Annotated in this window: 18 protein-coding genes and 1 tRNA gene; 11 read left to right on the top strand and 8 right to left on the bottom strand. The window is 71.4% G+C overall.

The genetic code is table 11. The annotated features are described in order from the left end of the window. The first annotated feature begins 3 nt into the window (after nucleotides 1-3). Genes DEJ29_RS04905 through DEJ29_RS04915 form a run of 3 tightly spaced genes read left to right on the top strand, consistent with a single transcriptional unit; the run spans nucleotide 4 to nucleotide 3,020 of the window. Nucleotides 4-825, top strand: a complete 822-nt coding sequence (locus DEJ29_RS04905; RefSeq protein WP_110864465.1) for a CDP-alcohol phosphatidyltransferase family protein — start codon at nucleotides 4-6, stop codon at nucleotides 823-825. Nucleotides 826-869: 44 nt separating this feature from the next. Continuing rightward, a complete protein-coding gene (locus tag DEJ29_RS04910) occupies nucleotides 870-1,745 on the top strand; it encodes a glycosyltransferase family 2 protein (protein WP_110864506.1) in 876 nt (291 codons plus the stop codon). A 42-nt stretch (nucleotides 1,746-1,787) separates the two neighbouring features. Then, nucleotides 1,788-3,020, top strand: a complete 1,233-nt coding sequence (locus tag DEJ29_RS04915; RefSeq protein WP_111094763.1) for a CDP-glycerol glycerophosphotransferase family protein — start codon at nucleotides 1,788-1,790, stop codon at nucleotides 3,018-3,020. Between the two features lie 47 nt (nucleotides 3,021-3,067). On the opposite strand, the gene DEJ29_RS04920 is transcribed toward DEJ29_RS04915, so the two are convergent. The 4 genes from DEJ29_RS04920 to DEJ29_RS04935 all read right to left on the bottom strand — a co-directional run bounded on the left by DEJ29_RS04920 (nucleotide 3,068) and on the right by DEJ29_RS04935 (nucleotide 5,821). Beyond that, the gene (locus tag DEJ29_RS04920) at nucleotides 3,068-3,370 is read right to left on the bottom strand and encodes a hypothetical protein (RefSeq protein ID WP_071405447.1); all 303 of its coding nucleotides are present in this window, start codon (nucleotides 3,368-3,370) and stop codon (nucleotides 3,068-3,070) included. A 116-nt stretch (nucleotides 3,371-3,486) separates the two neighbouring features. After that, complete coding sequence (locus DEJ29_RS04925) at nucleotides 3,487-4,257, bottom strand: ABC transporter ATP-binding protein (RefSeq protein WP_111094764.1); 771 nt, start codon at nucleotides 4,255-4,257, stop codon at nucleotides 3,487-3,489. Beyond that, nucleotides 4,257-5,081 carry an ABC transporter permease gene (locus tag DEJ29_RS04930; protein ID WP_258375925.1) on the bottom strand — a complete coding sequence of 275 codons (825 nt, stop codon included), beginning with the start codon at nucleotides 5,079-5,081 and terminating at the stop codon, nucleotides 4,257-4,259. Before DEJ29_RS04930 ends, DEJ29_RS04925 begins: the two co-directional genes overlap by 1 nt. Before the next feature lie 44 nt (nucleotides 5,082-5,125). Further along, the gene (locus tag DEJ29_RS04935; RefSeq protein WP_110862735.1) at nucleotides 5,126-5,821 is read right to left on the bottom strand and encodes a phosphocholine cytidylyltransferase family protein; all 696 of its coding nucleotides are present in this window, start codon (nucleotides 5,819-5,821) and stop codon (nucleotides 5,126-5,128) included. 297 nt (nucleotides 5,822-6,118) lie between these two features. Here DEJ29_RS04935 and DEJ29_RS04940 point away from each other — a divergent pair, with 297 nt between their 5' ends. From DEJ29_RS04940 to DEJ29_RS04950, 3 genes are all read left to right on the top strand, one after another. Continuing rightward, on the top strand, nucleotides 6,119-7,411 hold the full coding sequence (locus DEJ29_RS04940) for an ABC transporter ATP-binding protein (protein ID WP_258375926.1): 1,293 nt from the start codon (nucleotides 6,119-6,121) through the stop codon (nucleotides 7,409-7,411). Beyond that, nucleotides 7,387-8,958 carry an ABC transporter permease gene (locus tag DEJ29_RS04945; RefSeq protein ID WP_111094765.1) on the top strand — a complete coding sequence of 524 codons (1,572 nt, stop codon included), beginning with the start codon at nucleotides 7,387-7,389 and terminating at the stop codon, nucleotides 8,956-8,958. Before DEJ29_RS04940 ends, DEJ29_RS04945 begins: the two co-directional genes overlap by 25 nt. A gap of 129 nt (nucleotides 8,959-9,087) precedes the next feature. Continuing rightward, a complete protein-coding gene (locus DEJ29_RS04950; protein WP_099051947.1) occupies nucleotides 9,088-9,348 on the top strand; it encodes a DUF3039 domain-containing protein in 261 nt (86 codons plus the stop codon). Nucleotides 9,349-9,519: 171 nt separating this feature from the next. On the opposite strand, the gene DEJ29_RS04955 is transcribed toward DEJ29_RS04950, so the two are convergent. Further along, nucleotides 9,520-10,809 carry a nicotinate phosphoribosyltransferase gene (locus tag DEJ29_RS04955; protein WP_084741090.1) on the bottom strand — a complete coding sequence of 430 codons (1,290 nt, stop codon included), beginning with the start codon at nucleotides 10,807-10,809 and terminating at the stop codon, nucleotides 9,520-9,522. 115 nt (nucleotides 10,810-10,924) lie between these two features. On the opposite strand from DEJ29_RS04955, the gene murI reads away from it, so the two are divergent. The 3 genes from murI to rdgB are packed head-to-tail and all read left to right on the top strand — an operon-like array spanning nucleotide 10,925 to nucleotide 13,094. Continuing rightward, the gene (gene murI, locus DEJ29_RS04960; protein ID WP_111094784.1) at nucleotides 10,925-11,770 is read left to right on the top strand and encodes a glutamate racemase; all 846 of its coding nucleotides are present in this window, start codon (nucleotides 10,925-10,927) and stop codon (nucleotides 11,768-11,770) included. Continuing rightward, nucleotides 11,767-12,504 carry a ribonuclease PH gene (gene rph / locus DEJ29_RS04965; protein ID WP_111094766.1) on the top strand — a complete coding sequence of 246 codons (738 nt, stop codon included), beginning with the start codon at nucleotides 11,767-11,769 and terminating at the stop codon, nucleotides 12,502-12,504. The genes murI and rph overlap by 4 nt, the downstream gene beginning before the upstream one ends. Continuing rightward, nucleotides 12,501-13,094, top strand: a complete 594-nt coding sequence (gene rdgB, locus DEJ29_RS04970) for an RdgB/HAM1 family non-canonical purine NTP pyrophosphatase (protein ID WP_027464602.1) — start codon at nucleotides 12,501-12,503, stop codon at nucleotides 13,092-13,094. Before rph ends, rdgB begins: the two co-directional genes overlap by 4 nt. 87 nt (nucleotides 13,095-13,181) lie before the next feature. On the opposite strand, the gene DEJ29_RS04975 is transcribed toward rdgB, so the two are convergent. The 3 genes from DEJ29_RS04975 to DEJ29_RS04985 form a co-directional block, all read right to left on the bottom strand. Next, nucleotides 13,182-13,889, bottom strand: coding sequence for a DedA family protein (locus DEJ29_RS04975; RefSeq protein ID WP_027464603.1), 708 nt, complete (start codon nucleotides 13,887-13,889; stop codon nucleotides 13,182-13,184). A 144-nt stretch (nucleotides 13,890-14,033) separates the two neighbouring features. Beyond that, a tRNA-Leu gene (locus DEJ29_RS04980) sits at nucleotides 14,034-14,114 on the bottom strand. 208 nt (nucleotides 14,115-14,322) lie between these two features. Then, nucleotides 14,323-15,630, bottom strand: a complete 1,308-nt coding sequence (locus DEJ29_RS04985) for an MFS transporter (RefSeq protein ID WP_111094767.1) — start codon at nucleotides 15,628-15,630, stop codon at nucleotides 14,323-14,325. A gap of 56 nt (nucleotides 15,631-15,686) precedes the next feature. Here DEJ29_RS04985 and mnmA point away from each other — a divergent pair, with 56 nt between their 5' ends. Together mnmA and ligA are read left to right on the top strand one after the other, a co-directional pair. After that, on the top strand, nucleotides 15,687-16,793 hold the full coding sequence (gene mnmA / locus DEJ29_RS04990; protein ID WP_031259645.1) for a tRNA 2-thiouridine(34) synthase MnmA: 1,107 nt from the start codon (nucleotides 15,687-15,689) through the stop codon (nucleotides 16,791-16,793). Between the two features lie 66 nt (nucleotides 16,794-16,859). Beyond that, complete coding sequence (gene ligA, locus DEJ29_RS04995; protein ID WP_110864472.1) at nucleotides 16,860-19,190, top strand: NAD-dependent DNA ligase LigA; 2,331 nt, start codon at nucleotides 16,860-16,862, stop codon at nucleotides 19,188-19,190. The last annotated feature ends 21 nt before the right edge of the window (nucleotides 19,191-19,211 follow it).

Below are 19,211 nucleotides of genomic sequence, written 5' to 3' on the forward strand. Positions count from 1 at the left end.
CGAATGACCGACCAGCCCACGACCGGCCGCGGATCCGCACGGCCGACCTCGATCGCCGAGCTCCGGGCCGTCGCCCAGCCGGACGAGGTCCGTGCCCGCGCCAACGCCGAGCACTGGACGGCCTCGCTGTACCTGCGCGACGTCTCGCCGTACCTGACCTGGGTGCTCCTGAAGACCCGCGTCAGCGCGAACCAGGTCACCGGCCTGATGATCCTGGTGGGCTGGAGCGTCGCCGCCGCCCTGCTCATCCCCGGCATCTGGGGCGCCGCGCTGGCGCTCGTGCTCGGCCAGCTGCAGATGCTCGTCGACTGCTCCGACGGCGAGGTCGCCCGGTGGCGCGGCACCAAGTCGCCCGCCGGGGTGTTCCTCGACAAGGTGGGGCACTACACGACCGAGGGCCTGATCCCGGTCGCGCTCGGCATCCGGGCAGCCACCTGGCCGATCCACGACGCCGACTGGATGTGGACCACGATCGGCTGCGCACTCGGCCTGGTCATCGTGCTGAACAAGGCCCTCAACGACATGGTGCACGTGGCCCGCGCGAACGCCGGGCTCGACAAGCTCGTCGACCGGCGGGACGCCTCCACCGCGCCGTCGGGTCGGAAGCTCGCATCGCTCCGCCGTCTGGCGAAGTTCCTGCCGTTCCACCGCCTGTACCACTCGGTCGAGCTGAGCATGCTCGCGTTCGTCTTCGCCCTGCTCGCCCTGGTGATCGGCGACCCGCTCGCCAGCCGGATCCTGGTCGGTGCGCTGTTGCCGCTCGCGGTGCTCGCGACGGTCGGGCACTTCCTGGCGATTATCGCCTCGAAGCGGGTCAAGGCGTGACCGAGGACACGACCGTGCCCGGAACGCTGCGCCGCCACGCGGTGGTGCACCGCGGACGACCGCGCGTCGCCGTCGTGAGCCTGTCGCAGGGCACCCGGCCGGACGACCTGCGCCGCGGGCTGGACAGCGTGCTCGCGCAGCAGGACGTCGAGCTCGACGTCGTCTGCGTCGGCAACGGCTGGGCGCCGACCGGGCTGCCGGACGGCGTTCGGGCGCTGGCCCTGCCCGAGAACGTCGGGATCCCGGCCGGGCGCAACGCCGGGGCCGAGGTCGTCGACGGCGACTACGTGTTCTTCCTCGACGACGATGCGTCGGTGCCGTCGCCGACGTTCCTGCGCGACGCGATCGCGGTGTTCGAGCACGATCCGTCGCTCGGCCTCGTGCAGCCGCGGGTCGTCGACCCCACTGGCGCCGCGAACCCCCGCCGGTGGGTGCCGCGGATCCGGAAGGGCGAGCCGGACCACTCGTCGCCGGTCTTCTCGGTCTGGGAAGGCGCCGTCGTGCTGCCGATGGACGTGTATCGGGCCGTCGGCGGCTGGGGTGCCGAGTACTTCTACGCCCACGAGGGCATCGAACTCGCCTGGCGGGTGTGGGACGCCGGCCGTCGGACCTGGTACGCCGGGGACCTCGTCGCGCACCACCCCGCGATCGACCCGGCGCGGCACACCGAGTACTACCGGTTGAATGCCCGGAACCGGGTGTGGCTCGCTCGGCGCAACCTGCCGGCGGTGCTGCGACCGCTGTACGTGGGGTCGTGGGCCGCGATCCAGATCGCGCGCTGGTGGCGTCACCCCCGCCGACTTGCCACCTGGTTCGGTGGGATCCGTGAAGGATGGACGACCGACTGCGGTCCGGTCCGCCCGATGGGCTGGCTCACAGTCGCACGGATGACCATCGCAGGGCGGCCGCCGGTCGTCTGACCCGCCCGCCCCGTACCGCCCGAGCAGACCCGGAGAAGGACCATGTCGATCATCAGCGACCTGCGGACCGCACTGCGGCTCGTCGAGCGACTCCTGACGTCGCGCCGGAGCCGGCGGCAGCTCGCACAGCGACTGCCGTCCGCGCCGAAGCCGGCGCCCGGTTCGGTCGAGATCGCCGTGTACTTCGCCGACGGTCCGGTCAACATGTACCAGGTGCGCCAGTGGTACGCGCCGCTGGCCGAACTCGCGAAGACGCATCCGGTGGCGATCGTCTCGCGGAGTCCGGGCACCATGCTGACCCTGCTCGACGAGTCGCCCGTGCCCGCGGTCTACGCCCGGCAGGTGGTCGACCTCGAGCACTTCGTCGACACCCAGGCGCCGAAGGTGGTGCTGTACGTCAACCAGAACGCCCGCAACTTCCAGATGATGCGGTACGGGCGGATGTGGCACGTCTTCGTCAACCACGGCGAGAGCGACAAGATGTACATGACCACGAACCAGTTCAAGGCGTACGACTACGCCCTGATCGCGGGGGATGCAGCGCGCGATCGCCTGGCCGAGGCGCTGTGGGACTACGACCTGGACGCCCGGACCATCGCGATCGGACGCCCGCAGGCCGACCACTTCGCCGGAGCGGCCCCGTACCCGGACGACGACCGGACCGTCGTGCTCTACGCCCCGACGTGGGAGGGCGACCGCGGTGCCGCAGCGTACGGGTCGATCGCGTCGCACGGCACGGTCATCGCCGAGCGGGTGCTGGCGTCGCGCCGCCACCGCCTGGTCTACCGCCCGCACCCGCGCAGTGGTGTGCTCGACCCGGCGTACCGCGCGGCGCACGAGCGGATCGTTGCGGCGATCAGCGCGGCCAACGCCGCCGACCCCGCCGCGCACCACCTGTACGACGACGGCGGTGACCTCGGCTGGCAGCTGGCGGACGCCGACGTGGCGATCACCGACATCAGCGCGATGATCTACGACCGGCTGGCGGTCGGCAAGCCGCTCATCGTCACGCGGCCGGTTTCGCCCGAGGCCGACGTCGACGAGCGGGGGTACCTGAGCGACGCGAACTGGCTGACCGCGGCGGACGCCCCGTCGGTGCTCGCCCGTGTCGACGCGGCCGCGAGCGACGCCGAGGAGCTCGCACGCCTGCAGCACTGGGTCGCACGGTACTTCGGCGACACGACCCCGGGTGCCGCCACGGAGCGGTTCCACGAGGCCGTGGAGTGGCTGCTCGAGCGGTGGCGGACCGTCGCGGCCGAACGCGACGGGCACTGACGGTCGGTCGACACCCCGGGTGCTCCGTGGCGCAGGTCGGGGCAGGGTCACGGTTGGAGCCCCGGCCCGACGAGCGACATCCGCCAGAGGTACTCGGACCGGTCGGGCCGACGCCACCGGACGATGACGACCCCCGTGTCCTCAGGGTCGGCGCCGAACACCGCCAGCGACAACGACCTGCCCGGGTCGAGGCGGCGCACCGCGAGCGGCGGGCAGTAGCCGTTGCCCAGATGGGTGAGGGAGAGCCCGTCGACCGGCTCGGGGCCGGTGTTGACGAGGTCGTACCGACGCGGTGCGTGCGATCGGTCGACGGCGAACGGGACGGCGTACGCGGTTGGTGGGTGGTGCATGGGTGGAACGCTAGGGGGAGGGTCCGACGGCGGGACCCCGGGGGCGCTCACGAGGGCCGGGGCTGTGGAGGGAGCCGGCGATACCGGTGTTGGTGCAGGGGGAGTACCCCGGCCGGTCAGGAGCCGTAGTCGGCCGCGTACCGGGCCAGCGCGGCCTCGATGGTGCCGTCGAGCTGCAGACGACCCTTGTCGAGGTAGAGCCCCCGGTCGCAGAAACGACGGAGGTCCTTGTCGCTGTGCGAGACGAAGAACAGCGTCCGGCCGCCGGCCAGGAGCTGCTCGATCCGCTTGTAGCACTTCTCGCGGAAGGCCTTGTCGCCCACCGCCAGCACCTCGTCGACCAGGATGACCGGCTCGTCGAGCCGCGAGATCACCGCGAACGCGATGCGGACCTTCATGCCGCTCGACAGGTGCTTGTAGGGGGTGTCCACGAAGTCCGCGATCTCGGCGAAGTCGATGATCTCGTCGAAGGCGTCGCGGATCTCGGTCCGCGACATGCCGTGCAGGCCCGCCGTCAGGTACACGTTGTCGCGCACCGTGAGGTCCCCGACGAAGCCACCGGTGATCTCGATGAGGGGGGCGACACCGGAACCCACGTCGACGCGGCCCTCGTCGGGCAGCATGACCTGGGCCACGAGCTTCAGCAGGGTCGACTTGCCCTGCCCGTTCCGCCCCACGACGCCGATCGCCTCGCCCGGGCGGACGTCGAACGACACGTTGCGGAGCGCCCAGAACTCATCGGCACGCTTGCGGCGCCCGCGTCCGGCGAACAGGTCCTTGAAGTTCCGGCTCGCGCGACGGTTGCGCTTGAAGCAGATGCCGGCGTCGCGCACCGAGATGACCGGTGCGACGGTCTCGGTGCGACGGGTCTGGTCGGTCGCGGTCATCACAGCTCCTTCAGCACGCGGTGCTCGCTGCGGCGGAACACCGCGAAGCCGATCACCAGGACGATGCCGGTCACGACCACCGAGGCGCCGACCTCGAGCCAGTCGAGCTGGCCGGGGAAGAACGCCGCTCGGTACATGCCGAAGACGCCGGTGAGCGGGTTGATCGCGGCGATGTCCCGCAGGGCGGAGGGCAGCGCGTGCGTGCCGTAGATGATGGGGGACGCGTAGAACAGGAACCGCAGCACGAGCTTGGTGGCGCGCTCGAGGTCGCGGAAGAAGACCACGAGCGGCGCGACGATGAGGCCCAGGCCGTAGACCAGCGCGCACTGCAGCACGATCGCCAGCGGGAAGAACACGACCTGCCAGTGCAGGTGGGCACCCGTCGCGATCGCGAAGGCCGCCAGGACCGGCAGGCTCAGCAGGAACTCGATGCCCTTCGACGCGATGATCCGTGCCACCCAGATGGTGCGGGGGATGGTGGTCGAACGGATGAGCTTCGATTCCTTGATGAACGCCCGGGTGGAGTCCGAGACGCCGCCGGTGAACCACATCCACGGCAGCAGCGCGGACAGCAGGAACACGATGTACGGATCCTCACCGACCGAGCCGCGGTGGAAGACCTGCGTGAAGACGAACCAGTAGATCCCCGACATCACGAGCGGGTCGAGGATCGACCACACGTAGCCGAGCGCCGACGTCGAGTAGCGGACCCGGAGGTCGCGGACGGTCAGCAACCACAGGGCCTGACGATAGCGCCGACCGGCGCTCCGGGCCTTCGCGGGTGCGGGAGCCACGGGCGCGGTCGGCGCACTCGCTGTGGTCACGGTTTCCCTCCGGGCGGAACCGCCGAGGGGGTCCTGACGGTGGTTCAGGCGAACAGGTTGTTCGCGCGCTCGAGGTCCTCGGCGAAGTCGATCTCGACCGCGTACAGGTCGGAGATGTCGATCGGCGTCCAGCGTAGCCCGTCCTCGGCGATGGCAGCCTCGATGCCGCCCTCGAAGTACTCCTGGTCGTCGACGCGCCCGAGCTGGCGGATGAGGGCCTGCTTGTCGGCGGCGGAGACGTAGTTGATGCCGACGGCTTCGCCGAGACCCCCGACGACCTGCTTGGAGAGCTTGTGGATGAAGCCCTCGGCGTCGACGGTGTACTTGACCTCTTCGTCTGAGACCTTGTCGGTGTTGACGCTGACGAAGGAACGGCCCTCGTCGATCATGTCGGCCGCACGGACGAGCGCCATCGGGTCGAAGACCACGTCGCCGTTCATCCAGAGGACACCGCTCTTGCCGGTGGCCTTGAGGGCACGCAGCAGGCTCTTCGAGGTGTTGGTGGAGTCGTAGGACTCGTTGTAGACGAAGTTCGCGTCGGGGAACGCCTCGACGATGTGCTCCGACTTGTAGCCGACGACGATCGTCACGCGGGCGCTCGAACCGAACGCGGCGCGGATGTTGTCGAACTGCTGCTGCATGATGGTGCGGCCGTCACTGAGCTCCGTGAGCGGCTTCGGCAGGCTGCGGCCGAGACGGCTGCCCATCCCCGCTGCGAGGATCACGATCTGCGTGGTCATGCTGGTCCCTTCTGGTGTCCGCCCGCGCACCCTGGGGTACGGGCGGGCCTCGTCGAGTCTGCGCTTCCAACGTCCGAGTTGCCCGAGAACCGGTCGCGTCGACGTGGTCGTCGCAGCGAGGAGGCTGCCGGGATCGCCTGCTGGAGCAGGTTTCCAAGTGGTGAACACTCCTTCGTGCCCTGGTGAATGATACGGAAACACCCCCTCGTGGGGTACGGGTTTGCGTGCTTCGTACTCAATTCGTGACCCTGGCCGCGACGGTTCCCGACGGTCGGAGAGCGTTGGTACGGTGGGTCGATGCCAGCGCGAGCAGAGAACGAGGACGTGTACGCCACGGCCGACGCTGCCTGGATGACCGAGGCGGGGGACGCCGACGACGCGGACACCGCCGCGGCTGCTGAGGACGACGCAGCCGACGACGACACGGGGGACACTGATGCGGACGACGCCGCCACTGATGACGCGATGACCGACGGGACGGCGGTCCGCACCGACGCGACGACGGAGAACCACCCGGACGACGCGACGACCGGCACCGACGCGACGACCGGCACCGACGCGACGACCGAGACCCGCACCGACGACACGACGACGGACAACCGCACCGACGACGCGACGGCCGCAGCGCCCCGCCCCGCGAAGGCGCGCAACGGCAAGGGACGCACCAAGCGCCCGACGAAGGCCGCCCCGCGGACCGACGCCGCGCCTCCCGTCCCGACCGACGCGGACGACGCGACGGACGTCGCCGACCGGATGACCACCGCAGCCGCGCCCGCGGCGAAGAAGCGTGCGCCCCGCACCGCCGCCCCGAAGCAGCCGCAGACGCTCCAGCCCGTGGTGCTCGCAGCGAGCGGCCTGGTCAAGCGGTACGGGCAGACCCTGGCCGTCGACGAGGTCGACCTCGAGATCCGGCAGGGCTCCATCTTCGGCGTGGTCGGCCCGAACGGCGCCGGCAAGACGACGACCCTCTCCATGATCACCGGACTGCTGCGCCCCGACGCCGGCTCGGTGACGGTGCTCGACCACGACGTCTGGGCCGACCCGACGGCGGCGAAGCGCAGTCTCGGTGTGCTGCCGGACCGGCTCCGCCTGTTCGACCGGCTGACCGGCGCGCAGCTCCTCTACTACTCGGCCACACTCCGTGGGCTCGACGGTGCCACCGCCCGGAAGCGCAGCGCCGACCTCGCCGAGGCCTTCGGGCTGGGCGAGGCGCTCGGCCGCCAGGTCGCCGACTACTCCGTCGGCATGGCGAAGAAGATCGCCCTGGCCGCGACCCTGATCCACTCGCCGCGGGTGCTCGTGCTCGACGAACCGTTCGAGTCGGTCGACCCGGTGAGTGCGGCGACGATCACGGACATCCTGCGCCGGTACACCCGGGGTGGCGGCACGGTCGTGCTGTCCAGCCACTCGATGGAGCTCGTGCAGCGCACCTGTGACTCGGTCGCCATCATCGTCGGCGGCAAGGTCCTGGCGTCCGGCACCATGGCCCAGGTCCGCGGGCGCAAGAGCCTCGAGGACAAGTTCGTCGAACTCGCCGGCGGTCGTGTCGTCGCGGAGAGCATGGAATGGTTGCACAGCTTCTCCGGCTGAGGGCGGACCTGCTCGCGGGCGAGGTCCGCGGCACCGCCCGCCGGTCCGTCGCCGTCGTGCTCGGGAGCCTCGCCGGGCTCCTCGCCGCCGTGTTCGTCGCGTCGCAGACCATCGCCCTCGGTGACGCCGACCCGGACGTCGCACGTGCCGTCATCGTGCCCGTCGGCACCCTGATCACCTTCGGGTTCACGGTCGTGCCGCTCGTCGTCGGCCGGAGTGACCAGCTCCACCCGCGGCGCTTCGCGGTGTTCGGCATCGAGCGCCGTCGCCTGGCGATCGGACTCGTCGTCGCCGGCCTCGTCGGCATCCCGGTGATCGGTGTGGTCGTCGTCGCGGTCGGCCAGGTCGTCGCCTGGGCTCGCGACCCCGGTCTCGGGCTGCTCGCGGTGCTCGGCGGGCTGCTCGGCGTCGCCACGTGCGCGCTCCTCATCCGGGTCTGCTGCACCGTCGGCTCCCGGCTGATCGGGCCGGACCGCTCCCGCGACGCCGGGTGGCTGGTGGCCCTGGTCATCATCGCGCTCTCGATCCCGACGGTGGCGCTGCTGCTGCGCGTCGACTGGCTCGACCCGCAGGGCGCCGAGATGCAGCGCGTCGCGGACGTCGCCGGGTGGACCCCGTGGGGTGCCGCGTGGGCCGTGCCCGCCGAGGTCGCGAGCGGCCACGTCGGCGCCGGTGTCCTGAAGCTCCTCGTCGCGGTCGCCGTCGTCGCGCTCCTCGCCTGGGCGTGGTGGGTACTCGTCGGCCGTGCGCTCGAGACCGTCGACGACCGTGCCCGCACCCGCCGCTACCAGGGCCTGGGCTGGTTCGACCGGTTCGGTTCGGCCCCGGTGTCGGCCGTCGCCGCCCGGGCGCTCACCTACTGGGTCCGCGACCCGCGGTACCGCACGTCGTACCTGATCATCCTGCTCGTGCCGATCGTCGTCATCCCGCTCGGTGTCGCCGGGGTGCCGTGGCAGTGGACCGCGCTCGTGCCCCTGCCGCTGATGGCGCTGATCGCCGGGTTCCTGCCGCACAACGACGTCTCGTACGACAACACCGCCGTGTGGCTGCACGTCGCCTCGGGTGCGCCCGGGTGGAGCGACCGGCTCGGCCGCGTCGTGCCCGTGCTGGTCGTGGGGGCGCCCGCGATCGTCGCCGGGGCCGCACTGTCCGCCCGGCTGTTCGGAGACTGGGCGGCGTTCCCGCTGCTCATCGGCGTGAGTGCGAGCGCGCTGCTGTCCGGGCTCGGGTTGTCGAGCGTCCTGTCCGTGCTCATGCCATACCCGACGGTGCGCCCGGGCGACCACCCGTTCCAGCAGCCCCAGGCCGCCGGCGTCACCGCCACCGTCGCGCAGGCGTCCATGGTGATCGGCATCGTGCTCTGCACGGTCCCCGCAGCCTGCCTCGCGGTGCTCGCCGTCGTGCAGGGTCCGGAGCCCTGGTCGGTGCTGACGCTCCTGGTGGGCATCGGGGTCGGTGCCGTCGTGCTCGTGATCGGTGTCTCCGCCGGCGGACGCCTGTTCGACCGCCGCGGACCCGACCTGCTCGCCGCGGCACAGCGCAACTAGCGACACAGCGCAACGAGCGACACAGCGCAACGAGCGGCGCAGCGCATCGGGCACCGAGCGACTCCGCGCGACTATCGCCCAGCGCGGACGAGCGGCGCGCCCGAGGGCGGACCGTCGTACCCTGGACCCATGAGCATGACGGAACCAGGCGGCGGCCTCGACGTGATGGACCGGGAGCTCGAGAAGCTCCTCGAAGACGAAGCGATCGAACCCGGTGACCACGAGCGGTTCTCGCACTACGTGAAGAAGGACAAGATCCTGCAGTCGGCCCTGTCCGGCAAGCCGGTCAAGGCCCTGTGCGGCAAGAAGTGGATCCCGGGTCGCGACCCGGAGAAGTTCCCGGTCTGCCCGGACTGCAAGGCCATCTACGAGAAGATGAAGGCCGAGTAGACGCGACCAACAGACGGACGGGAGGCCCGTGGCGACGCCGCCACGGGCCTCCCGTCCGTCATTCAGTCGCTTCGTGAGCAGCAATGGTCGGGTCCGTCACGCAGACCCGGCCATTGCTGCTCACGAAGCGGCGACGGGGCGCGCGAGGTGACGCGCACGCGTGCGCGCGCCCTAGATCACCAGGGTGGGGATGGCGGGGTCGCCGCGCCCGATGCGCGACGCGTCGGCGGGCAGCTCCGCCTTCGCGCGCTTGTGGTGCGCGCGTGCGGCCTCGACACCCTGCGTGCCGAGGAACGCCGGGTCGACCTCGCCGCCGGTGACCACCGGGACCAGCAGCGGCCGCTCGTCCGGGCCGACCTGCGCACCCGTCAGCACGATCTCGGCGGTCGCGACGCCGTTGCGGAGTCGTCGGCCCGCTTCCTTCCGGCCGCCGATCGACGCCTTGTCGGCCGACTTCTTGGCGACGGGGACCCAGTCGCCGCCGTCCGCGTCCCGGTGCGCGACGAGCTTGAACACCATGCCGGCGGCCGGGTGCCCGGAGCCGGAGACGACCGAGGTGCCGACGCCGTACGAGTCGACCGGGGCGGCTCGGAGCGCGGCGATCGTGTACTCGTCGAGGTCGTTCGTCACCGTGATCTTCGTGCCCGTCGCGCCGAGGCGGTCGAGCTGCGCACGCACGGCGGCGACGACGGACGGCAGGTCGCCGCTGTCGATGCGGACGCCGCCGAGCTTGCCGTCGGTGAGCCGGACGGCCGTCTCGACCGCGGCCTCGATGTCGTAGGTGTCGACGAGCAGGGTCGTGCCGCTGCCGAGCGCGTCGAGCTGCGACCGGAACGCCTGTTCCTCGGAGTCGTGCAGCAGCGTGAAGGCGTGCGCGGCGGTGCCCATCGTGGGGATCCCCCAGGTGCGCCCGGCCTCGAGGTTGCTCGTCGCACCGAAGCCGGCGATGTACGCGGCACGGGCGGCGGCGACCGCGTTCCACTCGCCGGTGCGACGGGAACCCATCTCGGCGAGCGGCCGGCCGTCGGCGGCGGACACCATCCGGGCCGCGGCCGAAGCGATCGCGGAGTCCGCGTTGAAGATGCTCAGGGCGAGGGTCTCGAGCACGACGGCCTCGGCGAAGGTGCCCTCGATCTGCAGGATGGGGGAGTTCGGGAAGTAGACCTCGCCCTCCCGGTACGCGCGGACGTCGCCGCTGAACCGGTAGTCGGCGAGCCACGCGGCGGTGCCGGCGTCGATGACGCCGCGGTCGCGCAGGAACCCGATCTCCTCGTCGCCGAAGCGGAAGTCCCCGAGGGCGGTGAGGAAGCGTCCGAGCCCGGCCGCGACGCCGTAGCGGCGGCCGTCCGGCAGCCGCCGGGCGAACACCTCGAAGACGCATCGGCGGTCGGCGGTCCCGTCCTTCAGGGCCGCGTCGACCATGGTGAGTTCGTACTGGTCGGTGAGGAGCGCGCTGGTCACCCCTCCGACACTAGTGACGTGACCTCCTGGAGGCCCGCATCACCCCGGGCGCCCGGCCTGCGTGGCGCACGTGGTCGCGTCGGTGCCGGTCGGCCTGCGTCGGTACGCTGGTGCCGTGACGGATGCACCGATCGGAGTCTTCGACAGCGGGGTCGGCGGGCTCACCGTGGCCCGAGCCATCATCGACCAGCTCCCGCGGGAGAGCATCCGGTACGTCGGGGACACCGTGCACTCGCCCTACGGCCCGAAGCCCATCGCCGACGTCCGCCGGTACGCGCTCGAGGTCATGGACGACCTGGTCGAGCAGGGCGTCAAGGCCCTGGTGATCGCCTGCAACACCGCGTCGTCGGCGGTGCTCCGCGACGCCCGCGAACGGTACGAGCAGGCGTACGGCATCCCCGTGGTCGAGGTCATCCAGCCAGCGGCCCGCGCCGCCGTCAAGCAGACCCGCACCGGCCGCATCGGGGTCATCGGGACCGTCGGCACCATCGCGTCGCGCGCCTACGAGGACGCCTTCGCGGTCGCCGCCGACGTCCGACTGACCACGGCCGCGTGCCCCCGGTTCGTCGAGTTCGTCGAGGCCGGGGACACCTCGTCGCCGTCCCTGCGCGAGGTCGCCGCCGGCTACCTCGACCCGGTCCGCGCCGCCGACGTCGACACCCTCGTGCTCGGCTGCACCCACTACCCGCTCATGTCCGCCGCGATCCAGTTCGTCATGGGTCCGGAGGTCACGCTCGTCTCCAGCGCCGAGGAGACCGCGAACGACGTCTACCGCCGGCTCGTGGAGCACGGGCTCGAGCGCACCACGACCACCGCCCCGACGTACTCGTTCGAGGCGACGGGCGACGACAAGAACAGCTTCATCCGGCTCGCCCGGCGCTTCCTCGGCCCCGAGGTCTCGAGCGTCGGCCATCTCCAGACGGGGGCCATCACGCTGCCCCGCACCGAAAGGACCCCATGACCGACACCCTCCGCGTCGACGGCCGCACCGCCACCGACCACCGTCCCGTCACCATCGAGCGGGGGTGGAGCACGCAGGCCGAGGGCAGCGCGCTCATCTCCTTCGGCAACACCAAGGTGCTCTGCACCGCGTCGTTCACCAACGGCGTGCCCCGCTGGCTCGTCGGCAAGGGCACCGGCTGGGTCACCGCCGAGTACTCGATGCTGCCGCGGTCGACGAACGAGCGCATGCAGCGCGAGTCCATCAAGGGCAAGGTCGGCGGCCGCACCCACGAGATCTCCCGCCTCATCGGCCGTTCGCTCCGCGCGGTCGTCGACACGAAGGCCCTGGGTGAGAACACCCTGGTCATCGACTGCGACGTGCTGCAGGCCGACGGCGGCACCCGCACGGCGTCGATCACCGGCGCGTACGTGGCGATGGCCGACGCGATCGAGTGGGGCCGTGCCAAGGGCTTCATCGCGAAGAAGGCCACCCCGCTCACCGACAGCGTGCAGGCGATCTCGGTCGGCATCGTCAAGGGGGAGCCGATGCTCGACCTGGCCTACACCGAGGACTCCGCCGCCGACACCGACATGAACATCGTCACGACGGGGTCGGGAAAGTTCATCGAGGTGCAGGGCACCGCCGAGCACGCGCCGTTCGACCGTGACGAGCTGAACGTCCTGCTCGACCTCGGCCTGGCCGGCAACCAGTCGCTCGCGGCGATCCAGCGTTCGGTCCTGGGTCTGGCGTGACGTCCCGCGAGGTGGTGCTGGCCACCCACAACCAGGGCAAGGTCGTCGAGCTGCGCGAGATCCTCGGGTCGGCGCTGGGCGAGGGAGTCGAACTCGTCGGCTACGACGGCCCCGAGCCGGTCGAGGACGGCGACAGCTACGCGGCGAACGCCCTGATCAAGGCGCGTGCCGCCGTCGCACACACGGGGCTGCCGGCGCTCGCCGACGACTCCGGGATCGCCGTCGACGCCCTCGGGGGCGCACCGGGCATCCACTCGGCCCGCTACGCCGGTACCCGCTCGGACGCCGACAACATCGCGCTGCTGCTCACGAACCTGCAGGGTGTCGTCGAGCGGACCGCCGCGTTCGTCTGCGCAGCGGCCTTCGTGACGCCCGACGGTCAGGAGCACGTCGTCGAGGCGGTCTGGAACGGCGAGGTGCTGACCGAGCCCGTCGGTGACGGCGGCCACGGCTACGACCCGGTGTTCCGGCCGGACGACGCCGACCGCTCGTCGGCGGAGCTCACCCGCGACGAGAAGAACGCCCTGTCGCACCGCAGCAAGGCGTTCCGGGGCATCGCGCCGATCGTGCGGGAGCACTTCGGCGTCTGAGCGCCGGCGCTCTCTTCGTTCCGCACAACCGAAGTCGCCCCGACCACGTGATGACGTGGTTCGGGGCGACTTCGGTCGTGCAGGGTGCTAGAGCGTCGGGTCGACCGTCGGGGCCGTGGTGGCCTCGGCTTCGTTCGTGTGCTTCGCCTTGCGGGCGTTGCGCAGGTACGTCAGCGCCATCGGCACGACGGTCACGACGACCGCGGCGAGCAGGATGATGTCGATGTACTCGCGGACGATGTGCGCAACGAAGGGGATGTGCCCGATGAAGTACCCGAGGAACGTCACGCCGACGCCCCAGACCACGGCGCCGATCGCGTTGTAGAGCGAGTACTTCTTGTAGTCCATCCGGCCGACACCCGCGGCGATCGGGGCGAAGGTGCGGACGACCGGCACGAAGCGCGCCAGGATCACGGCGAGGGGGCCGAAGCGGTGGAAGAACGCGTTGGTGCGCTCGACGTTCGCCTTCGAGAAGAGCCCGCTGTCCTTCCGCTCGAAGATCGGGGGCCCGGCCTTCTTGCCGATGTAGTACCCGAGCTCGCCACCGAGGAACGCGGCGGCGCCGATCATCAGCGCCGCGACCCAGATCGGGATGCCGCCGATCTCGCCACCGCGGTCGAAGGCGAACAGGCCGGTGATGACCAGCAGGCTGTCGCCGGGGAAGATGAAGCCGATGAGCAGACCGGTCTCGGCGAACACGATCGCGCAGACCACGAGCACGGCGATGGCCCCGAAGTGGTCGAGGATGTACTGCGGATCGAGCCACGGGATCAGGGCGAGTGCGACGGAGTGCATGGTTCTTCCGGTCGTGGAGCGGGAGTCACGGGGAGGACTCCCGCGGGATGAGGGTACCGCCCGGAAGTGACCGGGCCATCCCTCGCAGGGTTGACCTGCACGAGGCGTGCGGATGACCGCAACGGTGCGCCAGGACGGACTCGGTGCGGAAGGAGGGACTCGAACCCTCACGCCTGGGGCACAGGAACCTAAATCCTGCGTGTCTACCGATTCCACCACTCCCGCGAGCAGCGGCAGTCTACCGAGCGCGGGGTGCGGGGCGGACGTGCGCCGGGCCTCCAGGCCGTGGGACGCACCGTGCGCGGTCCGCGACCCGGTGCGAGCTCGGCGGCTGGGTGCGGCGCTGTGGGTGTGCACGGTGCGGTCAACCGCGCACGGAGCGGAGGAGCGCGCACGGTGCGCCAGCGCGGCAGCGCGGCAGCGCGACAGCGCGTCAGCGCAGCGGGCGCGGCAGGTACCGGGGCACGTACCGGAGCAGGATGCCCGCGCCGACCAGGCCGAGCACGCCCATCACCCCGCTCGCGACGGCGATGGACGCGACGGCGGTCACGCCGGAGATGAGGAGCGGTGCGGCCGCCGACCCGAAGTCGCCGGTGAACCGCCACGCCCCCAGGAACGGTGCCGGGGCGTCGCGCGGGGCGAGGTCCGCGCCGAGCGTCATGAGGATGCCGGAACCGACCCCGTTCGCCAGGGACATGCCCATCGCGATCGCGACGAACCAGCCGATCCGGGCGTCCAGGTGGCCGCTCCAGGCGAGCAGGAAGTAGCTGATGCTCAGGCCGAGCATGCAGGGCAGGGCGCTCGCGAGCCGTCCCCACCGGTCCATGATCTGCCCGCTCGTGTAGAACAGCGCGAAGTCGACGGCTCCGGCGATGCCGATCACGAGGGCCGCGGTCGAGTCGTCGAGACCGACGCTCACCGCCCAGAGCGGCAGGATCACCTGCCGCCCGGCGCGCATCGCACCGATCAGGCCGGCGCCGCTGCCGAGCCGCAGCAGGACCGCCCCGTTCGCGCGGATGGTGCGGAAGAGGCCCTGCGCCTCCTGCTGGACGAACTGCGCGCCCGTGTCGGCGGGCGGTTCGGTCGCGTGGTCGCTCGCGTCCGTCGCGTGGTCGGCCGACAGCCGGGAGGCCCGTGGCGGCAACCGCAGGCCGCGTGTGCCCGTCGCGGGGTCGCGCAGCGCCAGGAGCACGGTCGCCGCCGCCAGGCAGCAGACGACGTGGATCCAGAAGGCGCTGCTGGTGGTGCCGGTCAGGTGGATGACGCCGGCGGCGATGAACGGGCCGACGAAGTAGCCGAAGCGGAAGACGCCGCCGAGGCTCGACAGTGCCCGGGCCCGGATCCGCAGGGGGATCGCGGTGGTCATGTAGGCGTGCCGGGCGAGGGCGAACACCGCGGTGGAGACACCGACCAGGAACACCCCGAGCGCCAGGACCCAGGCGTTCGCGGCCGTCGTGGCGACCACGAGCCCGACCACCGACACGAGCGCGGCGCCGATCATGGCGTTCCGCTCGCCGATGCGGGCGACGACGATGCCGGACGGCACGTCGCCGATGAGCTCGCCGACCAGGATGAGCGAGGCGACGAAGCCCGCGAAGGCCAGGCTGGCACCGAGCGAGTCGGCCGCGATCGGGATGATCGGGATGATCGCGCCCTCGCCGATCGCGAAGAGCGCAGCGGGCAGGAACCCGGACAGCAGGACGGACCGGAAGTCGAATGAGTCGTTCCCCGTCGTGGCCATCGCCCGACCAACGGTACGCCAGCGGTACCGCTTCGTCGGCGGGTTACCCTGGACGCATGCGTGTTCTTGCGGCGATGAGCGGTGGTGTCGACTCGGCGGTGGCCGCAGCCCGGGCGGTCGACGCCGGCCACGACGTGGTGGGTGTGCACCTGGCCCTGAGCCGGATGCCCGGCACCCTGCGCACCGGCAGCCGTGGGTGCTGCACCATCGAGGACTCGATGGACGCCCAGCGCGCCGCGTCGGCCCTCGGGATCCCGTACTACGTGTGGGACTTCTCGGCCCGGTTCAAGGAGGACGTCGTCGACGACTTCGTGGCCGAGTACCAGGCCGGCCGCACCCCGAACCCCTGCATGCGCTGCAACGAGCGGATCAAGTTCGCGGCGCTGCTCGAGAAGGCACTGGCCCTGGGCTTCGACGCCGTCGCGACCGGGCACTACGCGTCGATCGTCACCGGTCCGGACGGCTCCCGCGAGCTGCACCGGTCGGCCGCGTGGGCGAAGGACCAGTCGTACGTGCTCGGGGTCCTGACCGCCGAGCAGCTGCAGCACGCGATGTTCCCGCTCGGCGCGACGCCGTCGAAGGACGAGGTCCGGGCCGAGGCCGCCGAGCGCGGGCTGACGGTCGCCCAGAAGCCGGACTCGTACGACATCTGCTTCATCCCGGACGGCGACACCCGCGGCTGGCTGGCGGACCGCGTCGGCACCGCCCCCGGCGAGGTCGTCGAGCGTGACGGCACGGTCGTCGGCTCGCACGAGGGCGCCACCGGCTACACCGTCGGACAGCGCCGCGGCCTGGCCCTCGGTCGCCCGGCACCGGACGGCAAGCCCCGGTTCGTGCTCGAGATCCGCCCGAAGGACAACACCGTCGTCGTCGGCCCGAAGGAAGCCCTCGCCGTCACCTCGATGTCCGGCTCACGGTTCACCTGGGCGGGCACGGCGCCAGCCGACCCCGCGACGCCGTTCGCCTGCGACGTGCAGATCCGCGCGCACGCCGACCCGGTGCCCGCGACCGCCCGGGTGCAGGACGACGTGCTCGTGATCGACGTCGACGAGCCGCTGCACGGGGTCGCTCCCGGGCAGACGGCCGTGGTCTACGTCGGCACACGGGTGCTCGGCCAGTGCACGATCGACACCACGGTCAGCGCCGTCCCCGTCGACGCCTGACCCCGCCGCTCCCGGGGCACACGCTCGCTGCACGCCGCGTCGGTGGTGCACGGTAGAACTGATGCCATGAGCGAGACCGACGCGACGTTCGAGACCATCGACCCCGACGGGCTCGACGCCGCCCAGGCCGCGCGCGAGGTCGACCGGTTGCGCGCCCGCGTCACCGAGCTACGGCATGACTACTACGAGGGCAACGCCTCGCCCCTGTCGGACGCCGACTACGACGCCCTGGTGCACCGCCTCGACGCGATCGAGCGGCGGTTCCCGGAACTCCTGACGCCCGACAGCCCCACGCAGACCGTGGGCGGGCAGGCGCAGACGACGCAGTTCGCACCGGTCGAGCACGCCGAGCGCATGCTCTCGCTCGACAACGTCTTCAGCCCCGACGAGCTCACCGAGTGGGCCCTCAAGGTGCAGCGGGACGCCGGTGCCGAGCGGGTGCGGTTCCTGACCGAGCTGAAGATCGACGGCCTGGCCATCAACCTGCGGTACGAGCACGGTCGGCTCGTCTCCGCCGCCACCCGCGGTGACGGCGTGGTCGGCGAGGACGTCACCGGCAACGTCCGCACGATGGGCACGATCCCGGACCGCCTGTCCGGCACCGGTCACCCGCCCCTGGTCGAGGTCCGGGGCGAGATCTTCTTCCCGGTCGCCGAGTTCGACGAGCTCAACGCCAACCAGCGCGAGGCGGGGGAGCGCGTGTTCGCCAACCCGCGCAACGCCGCCGCCGGGTCCCTCCGCCAGAAGGAAGAGGGCAAGTCCGAGGCGAAGCGGGCACTGATGGTCGACCGGCTGCGGCGTCTGCGGATGCTCGTGCACGGCATCGGGGCGTGGCCCGTCCGTGAACTCGAGCAGGGCACCGACGTCCGCAGCCAGTCCGAGGTGTACGAGCTGCTGCAGACCTGGGGCCTCCCGACGAGCAGCCACTACCGGGTGTTCGACACCATCGACGAGGTCAACGGCTTCGTCCGGACCACGGGGGAGCGCCGTTCGTCGGTCGAGCACCAGATCGACGGCGTCGTCGTGAAGGTCGACGACCTCGCCCTGCACGAGGAACTCGGGTCGACGTCGCGGGCGCCGCGGTGGGCGATCGCCTACAAGTACCCGCCGGAAGAAGTGCACACGACGCTCACCGACATCGTGGTCAGCGTCGGCCGCACCGGCCGTGCCACCCCGTTCGCGGTGATGGCCCCGGCCGAGGTCGCCGGGTCCGTCGTCCGCCAGGCCACATTGCACAACCAGCAGGTCGTCAAGGCGAAGGGCGTGCTGATCGGCGACACGGTCGTGCTGCGGAAGGCCGGCGACGTCATCCCCGAGGTGCTCGGCCCGGTGGTCGAGCTCCGTGACGGCTCCGAGCGCGAGTTCGTGATGCCGACCAACTGCCCCGAGTGCGGCACTGAGCTCGCCCCCGCGAAGGAAGGCGACATCGACCTGCGCTGCCCGAACGCGAAGAGCTGCCCGGCGCAGGTGCGCGGTCGGGTCGAGCACATCGCTTCGCGCGGGTCGCTCGACATCGAGGGGCTCGGCGAGGTCGCGGCCGCGGCGCTCACGCAGCCCCTTCGCCCGGAGACCCCGCCGCTCGTCACCGAGGCCGGACTGTTCGACCTGACGATGCAGGACATCGTCCCGATCGAGGTCATCGTCCGCGACGCCGAGACCGGCATGGAGAAGGTCGACGACGACGGCACCCCGAAGCGCGTCACGCCGTTCAGTCGGGCGCGCAAGAAGACCGACCCGCCGTTCGACCCCGAGGCACGCGGCGCCGACTACACCGGTGAGCCGAGCCGCTACCCGTCGAAGAACGCGTTCGAGATGCTCGCGAACATCGACGCGGCGAAGACGAAGCCCCTGTGGCGGATCCTGGTCGGCCTGAGCATCCGCCACGTCGGACCCGTCGCCGCCCGGGCCCTGGCGAACCACTTCGGGTCCCTCGACGCGATCCGGTCGGCATCGCGCGAGGACCTCGCCGCCGTCGACGGGGTCGGCGGGATCATCGCCGACGCCCTGCTCGCCTGGTTCGATGTCGACTGGCACCGCGAGATCATCGACCGCTGGACCACGGCCGGCGTGCAGTTCACCACCCCGGGCCACCCCGGCCCGGGCAGCGCCGACGTCGAGGGCGGCGTGCTGAGCGGCGTCACCGTCGTCGCGACCGGGTCACTCGAGGGCTACACGCGCGAAGGTGCGCTGGAGGCGATCATCACCGCCGGTGGCAAGGCTGCCTCGAGCGTGAGCAAGAAGACCGACTTCGTGGCGGCCGGTCCGGGTGCCGGTTCGAAGCTCACGAAGGCCGAGCAGCTGGGCGTCCGGATCATCGACGCCGAGCAGTTCCACCTGCTCGTGACCGAGGGGCCCGCGGCGCTCGCCGAACCGGAAGCGCCCACGACCGAGGACTGAGGACCGACCGGGGCACACAGC

The organism is Curtobacterium sp. MCPF17_021 (assembly GCF_003234605.2).
Classification (GTDB): domain Bacteria; phylum Actinomycetota; class Actinomycetes; order Actinomycetales; family Microbacteriaceae; genus Curtobacterium; species Curtobacterium flaccumfaciens.